Genomic DNA, 13,580 nt, shown 5'->3' with positions numbered 1-13,580 from the left:
TGCCAATTGATATGCGGCATCGAACCCCCGATGCTTCAGATCATCCAGCCGACACCGCTTCGGAGTCTCTGTCCATGGCCGCCCCCGTCACCACGGTCCCCGCCTTCCGCGCGCCCTTCGCCGAGGATGACGGCGCGATCGCAACGCGGCTGCTGGCGGGCGCCCGCCGCGAGCCGGCCGCGAAGGCGCGGATCGACGCCCGCGCGACCGGGCTGATCGAGGCGATCCGCACCCGAAAGGTCGGCCTTGGCGGTATCGAGGAGCTCCTGCGCGAATACTCCCTCTCCACCAAGGAAGGGCTTGCCCTGATGGTGCTGGCCGAGGCGCTGCTGCGCGTGCCGGACGCCGCCACCGCCGACCGGCTGATCGAGGACAAGCTCGGCCAGGGCGACTTCGCCCATCACGAATCGAAGTCGGACGCCTTCCTGGTCTCGGCCTCGGCCTGGGCGCTCGGCATCACCGCGCGCGTGATCCAGCCCGGCGAGACGCCGACCAGCATCATCGGCGGGCTCGCCAAGCGGCTGGGCGTGCCGACCGTGCGCACCGCAACCCGCCAGGCCATGCGTGTCATGGGCAACCATTTCGTCCTCGGCCAGACGATCGAGGAGGCGCTGAAGCGCGCGGGCTCGAAGAGCGGCAAGCTCTATCGCTATTCCTTCGACATGCTCGGCGAAGGCGCCCGTACGCAAGCGGACGCCGATCGCTACTTCGCCTCCTATGCCGCCGCGATCGACGCCATCGGCCGCTCGGCCGGCAACGAGCCGCTGCCGAACCGGCCGGGCATCTCGGTCAAGCTCTCGGCGCTGCATCCACGCTACGACGCGACCAACCATGAGCGCGTCCTGGCCGAGCTGACGCCCAAGGTCGTCAAGCTCGCCCAGCAGGCCAAGTCCTACGACCTCAACTTCACCGTCGATGCCGAAGAGGCCGACCGGCTTGAACTCTCGCTCGACATCATCGACGCCGTCGTGGCCGATCAATCGCTCAGCGGTTGGGACGGCTTCGGCCTCGCGATCCAGGCCTATCAGAAGCGCGCCTCGGCGGTGATCGCCCATATCGGCGCGCTCGCCGAAGCCCATGGCCGGCGCATGATGGTCCGCCTCGTCAAGGGCGCCTATTGGGACACCGAGCTGAAGCGCGCCCAGGAACGCGGGCTGGCCGACTATCCCGTCTTCACCCGCAAGGCGATGACGGACCTCAACTACGAGGCCTGCGCCGCCCAGCTCCTGGGCTTGCGCCCGCGCATCATCCCGCAATTCGCCACCCATAACGCTCAGACCGTCGCGACCGTCGCGGAGATGGCGGGCGGCTCCGACGGCTTCGAGTTCCAGCGCCTGCATGGCATGGGCGAAGCGCTCTACGAGAAGCTGCTGTCCGGTTCCGAGGGCTTCGCCTGCCGCACCTATGCGCCGGTGGGCGGGCATCAGGACCTGCTGGCCTATCTCGTGCGGCGCCTGCTCGAGAACGGCGCCAATTCCTCCTTCGTCAGTGTCTCCGGCGATCCCGACGTGCCCGTGGCTGAACTGCTGGTGTCCCCGGCCGACATCATCGGCAATGCCGGTGCCGCCCGACATCGCCGCATTCCGCTGCCGGCCGATCTCTTCGGCCCGTCCCGGAAGAACTCGGCCGGCGTCGAACTCGGCCATGCCGAAAGCCTCGATCACCTCCTGGCCGAGATCAAGGCCGCAGCCGGCAAGCCATTCCCTGACGCCGGCCCGATCATCGACGGCAAGACGACGGTCGGCACGGCACGTGATGTCCGCTCGCCGATCGACAACAAGGTGATCGGCCGCGTGCGCGAGGGCGATGCCGCTATGGCCGAGACGGCGATGAAGGCGGCAAGGGCGGGCTTTCCCGCCTGGAACGCAACGCCGGCCCGCGACCGCGCTGCGGCGCTCCGCAAGGCCGCCGATCTGATGGAGGCTCGGCGCGGCCTGCTGCTGGCCTTGCTCCAGGCCGAGGCCGGCAAGACGCTGGACGACGCGATCTCCGAGGTCCGCGAAGCCGTCGATTTCTGCCGCTACTACGCTGCCGAGGCCGAGGCCAAGTTCACCACCCCGGCCGCCTTGCCGGGCCCGACCGGCGAGGAGAACCGTCTCGTGCTGCGCGGGCGCGGCCCGTTCCTCTGCATCGCGCCCTGGAACTTCCCGCTCGCCATCTTCGCCGGCCAGATCGCGGCCGCGCTCGTCGCCGGCAACAGCGTCGTCGCCAAGCCGGCGCCGCAGACGCCGCTGATCGCGGCCGAAGCCGTCCGCCTGCTGCACGAGGCCGGCGTTCCCGCCTCCGCGCTGCATCTCGTGCCGGGCGACGGCGCGCTGGGCGGCGCCCTCGTCGCCCATAAGGACGTCGCCGGCGTCGCCTTCACCGGCTCGACCGCGACCGCCCGCGCGATCAACCGCGCACTCGCTGCCAAGGACGGCCCGATCGTCCCTCTCATCGCCGAGACCGGCGGTCTCAATGCCATGATCGTCGATGCGACGGCGCTGGCGGAGCAGGTGGCAGACGACGTCGTGATGTCGGCGTTCCGCTCGGCCGGCCAGCGCTGCTCGGCGCTGCGCCTGCTCGTTGTCCAGGAAGACGTCGCCGACAAGATGGTTGAGATGGCTGTCGGCGCGACGCGCGAGCTGAAGCTCGGCGATCCCCGCGCCATCGACACCCATATCGGCCCGGTCATCGACGCCGCCGCGAAGCATCGCCTCGACGCGCATGTCGAGGCGATGCGCAAGCTCGGCCGGGTCGCCTGGGCCGGTGAGGCGCCTGCGCTTGGCGGCACCTTCGTCGCGCCGCATGTGATCTCGCTCGACCGGATCGCCGATCTCACCCAGGAGCATTTCGGCCCGATCCTGCACGTCGTGCGCTGGAAGGCCGGCGAACTCCACAAGGTCATTCACGACATCGAGGCGACCGGCTACGGCCTGACGCTGGGCGTGCATTCGCGCATCGAGACGACCGTGGAGGAGGTCACGAGCCAGCTCTCCACCGGCAACATCTACGTCAATCGCAACATCATCGGCGCGGTCGTGGGCGTGCAGCCCTTCGGCGGCCACGGCCTCTCCGGCACCGGCCCGAAGGCCGGCGGCCCGAACTATCTGATGCGCTTCGCGACCGAGCAGACCGTCACAATCAACACGGCGGCAGCGGGCGGCAACGCCAGCCTGATCGCGATGGGGGAGTGAAGCGCGTTGCCGTCATGCTCGGGCTTGACCCGGGCATCTCGTGACGAGCAGACACTCGTCTCCGAGATGGTCGGGTCAAGCCCGACCATGACGAGCGATGTGGAATGACCCAGACCAGCCTCCCCTATCGCCCCAATGTCGGCATCGCCCTGTTCAACCGCGACGGCCGCGTTTTCGCCGGCCGTTCGCACAGCGCCGGCCCGGAGATCGTCATGCCGGGTTTCGACTGGCAGATGCCGCAGGGCGGCATCGATACGCGGGAAGACGTCATTGCCGCCGCGCGCCGCGAACTCGCCGAGGAGACGGGCGTGACGAGCACGCAGTTCCTTGCCGCCACCGAGGAATGGTGGGCTTACGATTTCCCGGCCTATTCCGGCCCGCCGCATAAGCTGACCGCCTTCCGCGGCCAGCGCCAGCGCTGGGTCGCCTTCCGCTTCACCGGAAGAGAGGCGGAGTTCGACATCACGCAGCCGAATGGCGATGAACCCGCTGAGTTCTCGGAATGGGCCTGGTTGCCGCTCGCCGAGATGCCCGCGCGCGTCGTGCCGTTCAAGCGCCCGGTCTATGAAAGGGTCGTGGCGGCCTTCGCAGCGCTCGCCGTTCCGACGACCTGATCCGCGTCTTTCCGCACGACGAAAAAGGGCCGCTTGCGCGGCCCTCGACGTCTCGTTCTTCGTTGCGAAGGTATCAGGCCGCCTTGCGGTTGGCGAAGACGTGCCTGAATTCCTGCAACTGCACCAGCGTCTCTTGCAACCGCTTCTGCTCGGCCTCGTCCTGCGAGCCGACGAGCTTGGTCTCGGCTGTCAGGATTTCCTGATCGAGGATCTCGGTGTCGACATCCTCGATGAAGCGGCCCTGCTCCGCCAGGATCGTCGTCGTGGCATGGTTGATCTCGACGAGACCTCCATTGACGAAGAATTCCTTGCCGTTGCTGTCGGTCGTCTGCAGGAAGACGATGCCCGCCTTCAGCGTCGCGACCAGCGGCGCGTGGCCGGCCAGCACCGTCATCTCGCCCTCGACGGAAGGGACGATGACGCTGATCACATCGCCCGAGAACAGGATTCGCTCGGGCGAGACGAGTTCGAACTTGAAGGTGGCCATCGGTACTCTCTCCCGGGCTCGTCATGGTCGGGCTTGACCCGACCATCTCGAAAACCAGTGTGCTCTCGTCAAGAGATTCTCGGGGCAAGCCCGAGAATGACGCTGCTTACGCCGCTTCGGCCGCGAGGCGCTGGGCCTTCTCGATCGCTTCGTCGATCGAGCCGACCATGTAGAAGGCCGCTTCCGGCAGGTGGTCGTACTTGCCCTCGACCAGGCCCTTGAAGCCCTTGATCGTGTCTTCGAGCGCGACCAGCTTGCCCGGCGAGCCGGTGAAGACTTCGGCGACGAAGAAGGGCTGCGACAGGAAGCGCTCGATCTTGCGGGCGCGGGCCACGGTCAGCTTGTCCTCTTCCGAGAGCTCGTCCATGCCCAGGATCGCGATGATGTCCTGCAGCGCCTTGTAGCGCTGGAGGATCTGCTGGACCTGGCGGGCAACGCCGTAGTGCTCCTCGCCGACGATGTCGGCCGAAAGCATGCGCGAGGTCGAGTCGAGCGGGTCGACCGCCGGGTAGATGCCCTTTTCCGCGATGGAACGCGAGAGCACGGTGGTAGCGTCGAGGTGGGCGAAGGAGGTCGCGGGCGCCGGGTCGGTCAGGTCGTCCGCCGGGACATAGATCGCCTGCACCGATGTGATCGAGCCCTTGTTGGTGGTGGTGATGCGCTCCTGCAGGTTGCCCATGTCGGTCGCGAGCGTCGGCTGGTAGCCCACCGCCGACGGGATACGGCCGAGCAGCGCCGACACTTCCGAGCCCGCCTGGGTGAAGCGGAAGATGTTGTCGACGAAGAACAGCACGTCCTGGCCCTTGTCGCGGAAGTCTTCCGCGACGGTCAGGCCCGACAGGGCGACGCGCATGCGGGCGCCCGGCGGCTCGTTCATCTGGCCGTAGACGAGGGCGCACTTCGAGCCTTCGCCGCCGCCCTTCTTGTTCACGCCCGACTCGATCATCTCGTGATAGAGGTCGTTGCCCTCGCGGGTGCGCTCGCCGACGCCGGCGAACACCGAGTAGCCGCCATGGGCCTTCGCGACGTTGTTGATCAGCTCCATGATCAGCACGGTCTTGCCGACGCCGGCGCCGCCGAACAGGCCGATCTTGCCGCCCTTGGCGTAGGGCGCCAGCAGGTCGACGACCTTGATGCCGGTGACGAGGATCTGTGCCTCGGTCGCCTGGTCCGCATAGGACGGGGCCGGCTGGTGGATGCCGCGGGTCGCGGTGGTCAGGATCGGGCCGGCCTCGTCAACGGGCTCGCCGATGACGTTCATGATGCGGCCGAGGCACTCGTCGCCGACCGGAACCGCGATCGGAGCGCCGGTGTCGGTGACCGACTGGCCACGGACCAGGCCTTCCGTCGAGTCCATCGCGATCGTGCGGACGGTGTTCTCGCCGAGATGCTGGGCGACCTCGAGGACGAGGCGGTTGCCGAGATTGTCGGTCTCGAGCGCGTTCAGGATCTCCGGCAGCGCGCCGTCGAACTGCACGTCGACGACGGCGCCGATGACCTGGGCGACCTTGCCGGTGCCGGTGTTGGCGGGCTTCTCGGCGGCGGCGGTCTTCTTCGTAGCGGCTTTGGCCATGGTGATAACCTCGGATTCGCGTTCAGCGTGTCGGATGGCCGGTGCGCCGGCCTTGAATTCAGGCGGTTAGAGCGCTTCCGCGCCGGAGATGATCTCGATCAGTTCCTTGGTGATCATCGCCTGGCGCGAGCGGTTGTAGAGCTGCGTCTGCTTCTTGATCATCTCGCCGGCATTGCGCGTGGCGGAATCCATCGCCGACATGCGCGCACCCTGTTCGGAAGCCGCGTTCTCGAGGATCGCGCGCAGCACCTGCACGGTCAGGTTGCGCGGCAACAACGTCTCGAGGATCTCGCTCTCGTCCGGCTCGTAGTCGTAGACAGCCTCGGTCTTCGGCGCCTCGGCCGGGATTTCCGCCGGGATGATGCGCTGCGCCGTCGGGATCTGCGCGATCACCGACTTGAACTTCGAGAAGAACAGCGTCGCGACATCGAACTCGCCGGCCGCAAAACGCGCAAGGATGTTCTGGGCGATCGTCTCGGCATTGGCGTAGCCGACCTGCTTGAAGGCGCGCAGGTCGATCAGTTCAATGATGTCCTTCTCGAACTGCCGCTTCAGAAGGTCATAGCCCTTCTTGCCGACGCAGATGATCTTGACCGTCTTGCCATCGGCCTTGAGCGCCAGCGCCATGTCACGGGCAAGGCGCGCGATCGAGGAGTTGAAGGCGCCGCAGAGGCCGCGCTCGGCCGTGCAGACGACCAGCAGATGCACCTGGTCGGACCCCGTGCCGGCAATCAGCCGCGGCGCGCTCGAACCGGTCACGCCCGAGGCGAGATTGGCCAGCACCGTCTCCATGCGCTCAGCATAGGGGCGCGCGGCCTCGGCCGCGGCCTGCGCCCGGCGCAGCTTCGCGGCCGCGACCATCTGCATGGCCTTGGTGATCTTCTGCGTCGCCTTCACCGAAGCGATGCGGTTTCGTAGGTCCTTCAATGAAGGCATCTGGTCTTCAATCCCCTACCCGTCATTGCGAGGAACGCAGCGACGAAGCAATCCAGAAGGGCGGGCGCAGCGAGGCTGGATTGCTTCGCTGCGCTTGGCTCATGACGATCAGGCGAAGGACTTCGCGTAATCGGAGACGATGTCCTTCAGCTTGGCCGCATTGGCGTCCGAAAGATCCTTGCTCGTGCCGATCTCGTTCAGCAGGTCGGCGTGCTTGCCGCGCACCAGCGCCAGCAGGCCGTCCTCGAAGGCGCGGACCTTGTTGACCGGCAGCGGGTCGAGATAGCCGTTCACGCCGGCATAGATCACGACCGTCTGCTCTTCCATCTTCAGCGGCGAGAACTGCGCCTGCTTCAAGAGCTCGGTCAGGCGGGCGCCACGATTGAGCAGGCGCTGCGTGACGGCGTCCAGGTCCGAGCCGAACTGGGCGAAGGCGGCCATCTCGCGATACTGGGCGAGCTCGCCCTTGATCTTGCCGGCGACCTTCTTGGTCGCCTTGGTCTGTGCGGCCGAGCCGACGCGCGACACCGAGAGGCCGACGTTCACGGCCGGGCGGATGCCCTGGTAGAACAGGTCGGTCTCCAAGAAGATCTGGCCGTCGGTGATCGAGATCACGTTGGTCGGGATGTAGGCCGAGACGTCGTTGGCCTGGGTCTCGATGACCGGCAGCGCCGTCAGCGAGCCATTGCCGGCCGCGTCGCCCATCTTGGCGGCGCGCTCGAGCAGGCGGGAGTGGAGATAGAACACGTCGCCCGGATAGGCCTCGCGACCCGGCGGGCGGCGCAGCAGCAGCGACATCTGGCGATAGGCGACGGCCTGCTTGGACAGGTCGTCATAGATGATCACGGCATGCATGCCGTTGTCCCGGAAATACTCGCCCATGGCGCAGCCGGCGAAGGGCGCCAGGAACTGCATCGGGGCGGCGTCCGAGGCCGTGGCGGCGATGATGATCGAATACTCCAGCGCGCCGCGCTCCTCGAGCACCTTCACGAACTGGGCGACGGTCGAGCGCTTCTGGCCGATGGCGACGTAGACGCAGTAGAGCTTCTGGCTCTCGTCGGTGCCCTGGTTCAGCGCCTTCTGGTTGAGGATCGTGTCGAGCGCCACGGCGGTCTTGCCGGTCTGGCGGTCACCGATGATCAGCTCGCGCTGGCCGCGGCCGATCGGGATCAGGGCGTCGATGGCCTTGAGGCCGGTCGCCATCGGCTCGTGAACCGACTTGCGCGGGATGATGCCGGGCGCCTTGACGTCGACGCGGGCGCGCTTGGCGGCCTTGATCGGACCCTTGCCGTCGATAGGGTTGCCGAGCGCGTCGACGACGCGGCCGAGCAGTTCCTTGCCGACCGGCACGTCCACGATGGCGCCGGTGCGCTTGACCGTCTGGCCTTCCTTGATCTCGCGGTCGGAGCCGAAGATCACGACGCCGACATTGTCGCTCTCGAGGTTGAGAGCCATGCCGCGCACGCCGCTCTCGAACTCGACCATCTCACCGGCCTGGACCTTGTCGAGGCCGTAGACGCGGGCGATGCCGTCGCCGACGGAGAGAACCTGGCCGACCTCTGTGACGGAGGCTTCGGACCCAAAGTTCGAAATCTGGGCCTTCAGGATCGCGGAGATTTCAGCGGGGCGGATTTCCATCAGCCGACCTCTTTCATGGCAAGACGAATTGAATTGAGCTTGGTTTTCAGCGAGGCGTCGACCATGCGGGAGCCCATCTTGACGACGAGCCCACCGATCAGCGCCGGATCGACCTTGATCGAGACGTCGACATCCTTGCCCGCGACGGCGGCGAGCGCGGCGCGGATTTCCTCGACACGCTTCGGCGCGGGCGCCTCGGCGAGCGTGACCTCGGCGCTGACGATGCCCTTGGCCTCGGCGACGAGGGCCTTGTACGCGCCGATCATGCCCGGCAGCGCGAAAAGGCGGCGCTTGCTGGCGACGAGGCCAATGAAGTTGGCGGCGATGCCGGACATGCCCGCCTTGGCGAGAACCGCCTTGATCGCGCTGGTCTGCTCCTCGGCCGAGAAGGCCGGGCTGCCGACCAGGCGGCGCAGATCCTCGCTTTCGGCGAGCATAGCGGAGAAATTGTCGAGTTCGGCGGAAACGGAGTCGATGGCGCTGGCCTCTTCGGCCAGTTCGAAAAGGGCCGTGGCGTAGCGGCCCGCTACGCCCGAAACCAGTGATCCTTGCGATCCGCCGTCAGCCACGCGTCACGTCTCTCGTTTCATAGGACCGCTCCCGGCGACCTTCTCGCGAAGGTGGAGTGCGATGTCCTGGCGCTGCGATGTATCCATGGACGAGAACCCGGCAAGACGGCTTCACGACCTAAATGTGGCGGTGCACTAGCATGTGCTCTTGGGGTGCGCAATCCGTTGATGGCTCTGCGGCACGCGGTTTTACCCGTCCTTTCAACGCCTCAAAGGAAGCCGGCCACCCTTCTAGAGGAAGCTCTGCGGGTCGATGTCGACCGCGACCCTGACCGAACCCTTCGGCTTGCCGGCGCGCTTGAGCCAGTCGCGGAGGTAATCCTGCAGATTGACGTCGCGCTCGGTTTTCACGATCAGGCGCATGCGATGGCGCCCGCGCAGCACCGCGAGCGGCGCTTCCGCCGGCCCGAGCACGCTGACCCCGTCCGGTGCCTCGGCGCAGCGCGCCAGCGCGCGGGCATGGCCTTGGGCCTCCGCCTGGCTGTTAGCGGAGACGATCAGGCCGGCCAGCCGGCCGAAGGGCGGCAGGCCGGCAGCCTCCCGCGACGCCGCCTCTGCGGCATAAAACCGCTCCGGGTCCCCCGAGACCAGCGCCTTCAGCACGGGATGGCCAGGGTCATGCGTCTGTAGCAGCGCGCGGCCGGGCTTTTCGCCGCGCCCGGCACGGCCCGTGACCTGCCTCAGCACCTGGAAGGTCCGTTCGGCCGCGCGCGGATCGCCCGAGGTCAGGCCGAGATCGGCATCGATCACCCCGACCAGCGTCATGCCCGGAAAATTATGGCCTTTGGCGACAAGCTGCGTGCCGATGACGATGTCGAATTCGCCCGAGGCCACGGACATGAGCTCCGTCTTCAGCCGCTCGGTGCCTCCAGGAAAATCGCTCGACAGCACGATGCCGCGCGCCTGCGGGAACAGCGTCGCGACCTCCTCGGCCAGCCGCTCGACGCCGGGCCCGCAGGCCGTGAGGCTCTCCTGCGCATGGCATTGTGGGCATTCATGCGGCCGGCGCTCGACATGTCCGCAATGATGGCAGACCAGCGCGCGCCGGAAGCGATGATCGACGAGCCAGGCCGAACAGTTCGGGCATTGGAAGCGATGCCCACAGTCCCGGCAGAGCGTCAGCGGCGCATAGCCGCGCCGGTTGAGGAACAGCAGCGACTGCTCGCCGGCCTCCAGATTCACCGCGATCGCCTTGGCCAGCGCATCCGAGACCCAGCGCCCGCGCGGCGGCTTGTCCTGACGCAGATCGACGAGGCCCAGCGTCGGCAGGGAGCGGCCGCCGAAGCGCTCCGGCAACTTGAGATGGGTGTAACGCCCGCGCTCCGCGTTGACGCGCGTCTCCAGCGAGGGCGTCGCCGAGGTCAGGATCACCGGCGCGTTCTCGATGCGCCCGCGCACCACCGCCATGTCGCGGGCATGGTAGGCGACGCCGTCCTCCTGCTTGTAGGCGGCCTCGTGCTCCTCATCGACCACGATCAGGCCGAGATCGCGATAGGGCAGGAACAGCGCCGAGCGCGCACCCGCCACGACCCGCGCCTCGCCGCTCGCGATCGCGGCCTGCAGCCGTTCGCGCTTGCGTCCGGTCACGGCCGAATGCCAGAGCCCCGGCCGGACGCCGAAGCGCGCCTCGAAACGGTCGATGAACTGCGCTGTAAGCGCGATCTCGGGCATCAGGATGAGGCTCTGACGCCCGAGCCGGATCGCCTCCGCCACCGCCTCGAAATAGACTTCCGTCTTGCCCGAGCCGGTGACGCCCTCGAGCAGCGTCACGCCATAGGCGGCCGCCCTGACCGAAGCGACGAGCGCCGCCGCCGCGGCGGCCTGATCGTCCGACAAGGCCGGCTTGGCACGGTCCGGATCGGGTATGGCCGCGACCGCATCGCGCGGCAGCGGCTCGACTGCGAAGGTGCCGGCATCGACGAGCGAATCGATCACCGCCGTGCTGATCGAGGCGGCTTCGGCCAAGGCGCCCTTGCCGATGAGCAACCCCCCTTCCGCCGCCGCGATGGCCCTGGCCCGCGCAGGCGTCATCCGGGCGGGCGGCGCGCCGACAAGCCGCACCCCGAGCTTCGGCCGCTCCGGTGTGTCGTCCGGCGGACGCCGCAGCGCCAGCGCCAGCACCGAGCCCTTCGGCGCCAGCGTATACCAGGCGACCCAGTCGACCAGCTTCATCAGTGCCGGATCGAGCGGCGGCATGTCCAGCTTGCCGGTCACCTTCTTGAGGTTGCCTCCGCGCCCGCTTCCGGTGTCCCAGACGACGCCGACCGTCTCGCGCGGGCCGAGCGGCACCTGCACGACATCGCCGGGCTGGAGCACGAGCCCGGCGGGAACCGCATAGCTATAGGCCTGGTCGAGCCCGAGCGGGATCAGCACCTCGACCGTGCCGCCCTCCGCCATCTGCTCCGCTTCGCTCATCCCCCGTGCCTAGCCTCTCGGACCGAGAGCGACAACCGCCTGCCTTGGCCAGCGCTCGCCTTGGCATTGCCCCGATCGCGTGGTGTCTGCGGCCTGCACCCGGCAGCCGGCCGATATGACGAGCGGATTCATGACGAGAACATCCCCCCATCTGATCCGCATTGCTCTCGCGACAGGGCTCATCCTCGGCAGCGCTGCGCAGGGCTTTGCGCAACCGGCGCCGCCGGAGAACTGGCCGGCGGTCAAATGCGAGCGCTATACGAAGGCCTGGAGCGAGGCGCTGGCGAAGTTCGGACGCAGGGGCATCGGCCAGCCATTCATCGAAGCGCATGAAGCTTTTCTGGCTTCGGGCTGCAGCATCAAGGGCGAGGTCTGCCCGCGCAGCACCGAGGAGCTGAACCTCGCCAATGTCATGGTGATCATGGGCATGAATCAGGGCATGGCCAGCACCTTCATGCCCTTCGCCTGCCGGAAGGCGTGATTCGTTTCGCGTTAAGACAGTGGCGTCATGCTCGGGCTCGACCCGAGCATCTCAGGACGAAAGGGCGGCAAGAGATGGTCGGCTCGAGGCCGACCATGACGGCCGAGGCGACATGCAGCCATGACCGATTTCGACAGCCTGATCCGCGACTGGCTCGGCCATCTCGCCCATGAGCGCAGGCTCTCGCCCAAGACGCTGGAAGCGTATGGTCGCGACCTGCGCCAGTTCGCCTCCTTCCTCACGGAGCATCTCGGCGGCGCGCCCTCGCTCGCCGACATCACCGCGCTGAAGCCGGCCGACCTGCGCGCCTTTCTCGGCCGGCGTCGCCGCGACGGGGTCGGCAACCGCACCCTGATGCGCCAGCTCGCAGCGCTGCGCTCGCTGGCCCGCTTCGGCGAGCGCACCGGCAAGCTGAAAGCCGCCGCCTTCGCCGCGACGCGCGGCCCTCGCATCGGAAAATCACTGCCTCGCCCGCTCGAGGCCAGCGCAGCCAAGGCCATGACCCAGGCCGACACGCGCGCCGGCGAGGAACGCGAACAATGGATCCTCGCCCGCGATGCCGCCGTGCTCGCTTTGCTCTATGGCTGCGGCCTGCGCATCTCCGAGGCGCTCTCGCTGACCCGCGCGCAGGCGCCCGCCCATGCCGGCGACACGCTCACCGTCATTGGCAAGGGCAACAAGACCCGCATGGTTCCGGTGCTGCCCGTCGTCGTCGCCGCCATCACCGAATATCTCGGCCTCTGCCCCTGGCGACTGCCGCCGGACGGCCCACTCTTCCTCGGCGCCAAGGGCGGCCCGCTGTCGCCGCGCATCATCCAGCTCGCGGTCGAGGGCTTGCGCGGCGCACTCGGCCTGCCCTCCTCCGCGACGCCACATTCGCTGCGCCATTCCTTCGCGACGCATCTGCTCGGGCGCGGCGGCGATCTGCGCGCGATCCAGGAACTGCTCGGCCACGCCTCGCTCTCGACGACACAGATCTACACTCGCATCGATTCGGCGAGGCTGATGGCAGCCTATGACGCCGCCCATCCCCGCGCCGGACGCTGACGCCGCCAGCCCGCTCCCCCCGTCTTGGTTGCCGCCAAGGCATGCACTAAGCACGCGCGGAAATCCGAGAGATGGGGTGATTCGTGTCCGGCCATATCGACCCGCCCGAGGGCGGCAACAAGAAGATCGCGCTGCTGATCGCCGTTCTGGCGTTGATGCTGTCCCTTTCGGAGATCGGTGGGAAGCAGGCGGAGAACGACGCCATCGCCAAGAACATCGACGCTTCGAATCTGTGGTCCTTCTTCCAGGCCAAGACCATCCGAGGTACGGCCGTTCGCACCGCCGCCGAAGCGATGGAGGTTGACCTCGCCGCCACGACCGATCCGGCCGCCCGCGAGCGCATGCAGAAGCGCATCGATGGCTGGAAGGCCACCGTCGCCCGCTATGAATCCGAGCCGGACACGCAGGAGGGTCGCAAGGAGCTGATGGCCCGCGCCAAGAAGACCGAGCAGGTCCGCGACGATCAGAAGGCCCGCAGCGAGAATTTCGAGATCGCCTCGGGCCTCCTGCAGATCGGCATCGTCGTCGCCTCGGCCTCGATCATCACCGGCGTCGGCATGCTGGCCCTGGTCGCGGGCGGCCTCGGCGGGCTCTCGCTGGTCTTCATGGGGCTGGCGCTCTTCGCCCCGCACCTGTTGTTCTGA

General features: G+C 67.7%; 11 protein-coding genes. 5 read left to right on the top strand and 6 right to left on the bottom strand.

Translation table 11 applies throughout. The features are described 5' to 3' along the window. Nucleotides 1-74 precede the first annotated feature (74 nt). Both putA and AC1RMY_RS01415 read left to right on the top strand, forming a co-directional pair. On the top strand, nucleotides 75-3,176 hold the full coding sequence (gene putA / locus AC1RMY_RS01420; RefSeq protein ID WP_492862155.1) for a bifunctional proline dehydrogenase/L-glutamate gamma-semialdehyde dehydrogenase PutA: 3,102 nt from the start codon (nucleotides 75-77) through the stop codon (nucleotides 3,174-3,176). A 104-nt stretch (nucleotides 3,177-3,280) separates the two neighbouring features. Next, a complete protein-coding gene (locus AC1RMY_RS01415; RefSeq protein ID WP_492862154.1) occupies nucleotides 3,281-3,790 on the top strand; it encodes an RNA pyrophosphohydrolase in 510 nt (169 codons plus the stop codon). Nucleotides 3,791-3,863: 73 nt separating this feature from the next. Here AC1RMY_RS01415 and AC1RMY_RS01410 read toward each other — a convergent pair whose 3' ends face one another. The 6 genes from AC1RMY_RS01410 to AC1RMY_RS01385 all read right to left on the bottom strand — a co-directional run bounded on the left by AC1RMY_RS01410 (nucleotide 3,864) and on the right by AC1RMY_RS01385 (nucleotide 11,408). Further along, entirely contained in the window at nucleotides 3,864-4,277 is a 414-nt protein-coding gene (locus tag AC1RMY_RS01410; RefSeq protein WP_492862153.1) for a F0F1 ATP synthase subunit epsilon, read from the bottom strand. A gap of 106 nt (nucleotides 4,278-4,383) precedes the next feature. Next, a complete protein-coding gene (gene atpD / locus AC1RMY_RS01405) occupies nucleotides 4,384-5,850 on the bottom strand; it encodes a F0F1 ATP synthase subunit beta (RefSeq protein ID WP_492862152.1) in 1,467 nt (488 codons plus the stop codon). 66 nt (nucleotides 5,851-5,916) lie between these two features. Then, on the bottom strand, nucleotides 5,917-6,786 hold the full coding sequence (locus tag AC1RMY_RS01400; RefSeq protein WP_492862151.1) for a F0F1 ATP synthase subunit gamma: 870 nt from the start codon (nucleotides 6,784-6,786) through the stop codon (nucleotides 5,917-5,919). Nucleotides 6,787-6,894: 108 nt separating this feature from the next. Further along, complete coding sequence (atpA, locus tag AC1RMY_RS01395; RefSeq protein ID WP_492862150.1) at nucleotides 6,895-8,424, bottom strand: F0F1 ATP synthase subunit alpha; 1,530 nt, start codon at nucleotides 8,422-8,424, stop codon at nucleotides 6,895-6,897. Next, nucleotides 8,424-8,993: a F0F1 ATP synthase subunit delta gene (locus tag AC1RMY_RS01390; RefSeq protein WP_492862149.1), complete on the bottom strand. Its 570-nt coding sequence runs from the start codon at nucleotides 8,991-8,993 to the stop codon at nucleotides 8,424-8,426. The genes atpA and AC1RMY_RS01390 overlap by 1 nt, the downstream gene beginning before the upstream one ends. Before the next feature lie 231 nt (nucleotides 8,994-9,224). Next, on the bottom strand, nucleotides 9,225-11,408 hold the full coding sequence (locus tag AC1RMY_RS01385) for a primosomal protein N' (protein WP_492862148.1): 2,184 nt from the start codon (nucleotides 11,406-11,408) through the stop codon (nucleotides 9,225-9,227). Nucleotides 11,409-11,538: 130 nt separating this feature from the next. On the opposite strand from AC1RMY_RS01385, the gene AC1RMY_RS01380 reads away from it, so the two are divergent. The 3 genes from AC1RMY_RS01380 (at nucleotide 11,539) to AC1RMY_RS01370 (ending at nucleotide 13,580) form a co-directional block, all read left to right on the top strand. Further along, nucleotides 11,539-11,889: a hypothetical protein gene (locus AC1RMY_RS01380; RefSeq protein WP_492862147.1), complete on the top strand. Its 351-nt coding sequence runs from the start codon at nucleotides 11,539-11,541 to the stop codon at nucleotides 11,887-11,889. 120 nt (nucleotides 11,890-12,009) lie between these two features. Beyond that, the gene (locus tag AC1RMY_RS01375; protein ID WP_492862146.1) at nucleotides 12,010-12,936 is read left to right on the top strand and encodes a tyrosine recombinase XerC; all 927 of its coding nucleotides are present in this window, start codon (nucleotides 12,010-12,012) and stop codon (nucleotides 12,934-12,936) included. Between the two features lie 83 nt (nucleotides 12,937-13,019). Next, nucleotides 13,020-13,580: a DUF4337 domain-containing protein gene (locus tag AC1RMY_RS01370; RefSeq protein WP_492862145.1), complete on the top strand. Its 561-nt coding sequence runs from the start codon at nucleotides 13,020-13,022 to the stop codon at nucleotides 13,578-13,580.

The organism is Allobosea sp. GW822-FHT03F07 (assembly GCF_058801345.1).
This window is presented reverse-complemented; position numbering and strand designations above follow the sequence as displayed.

What these genes read in the sequence shown, in the direction of transcription:
- putA (WP_492862155.1), top strand. Translation starts at nt 75, where the DNA reads ATGGCCGCCCCCGTCACCACGGTCCCCGCCTTCCGCGCGCCCTTCGCC.
- AC1RMY_RS01415 (WP_492862154.1), top strand. Translation starts at nt 3,281, where the DNA reads ATGACCCAGACCAGCCTCCCCTATCGCCCCAATGTCGGCATCGCCCTG.
- AC1RMY_RS01410 (WP_492862153.1), bottom strand. Translation starts at nt 4,277, where the DNA reads ATGGCCACCTTCAAGTTCGAACTCGTCTCGCCCGAGCGAATCCTGTTC.
- atpD (WP_492862152.1), bottom strand. Translation starts at nt 5,850, where the DNA reads ATGGCCAAAGCCGCTACGAAGAAGACCGCCGCCGCCGAGAAGCCCGCC.
- AC1RMY_RS01400 (WP_492862151.1), bottom strand. Translation starts at nt 6,786, where the DNA reads ATGCCTTCATTGAAGGACCTACGAAACCGCATCGCTTCGGTGAAGGCG.
- atpA (WP_492862150.1), bottom strand. Translation starts at nt 8,424, where the DNA reads ATGGAAATCCGCCCCGCTGAAATCTCCGCGATCCTGAAGGCCCAGATT.
- AC1RMY_RS01385 (WP_492862148.1), bottom strand. Translation starts at nt 11,408, where the DNA reads ATGAGCGAAGCGGAGCAGATGGCGGAGGGCGGCACGGTCGAGGTGCTG.
- AC1RMY_RS01380 (WP_492862147.1), top strand. Translation starts at nt 11,539, where the DNA reads ATGACGAGAACATCCCCCCATCTGATCCGCATTGCTCTCGCGACAGGG.
- AC1RMY_RS01375 (WP_492862146.1), top strand. Translation starts at nt 12,010, where the DNA reads ATGACCGATTTCGACAGCCTGATCCGCGACTGGCTCGGCCATCTCGCC.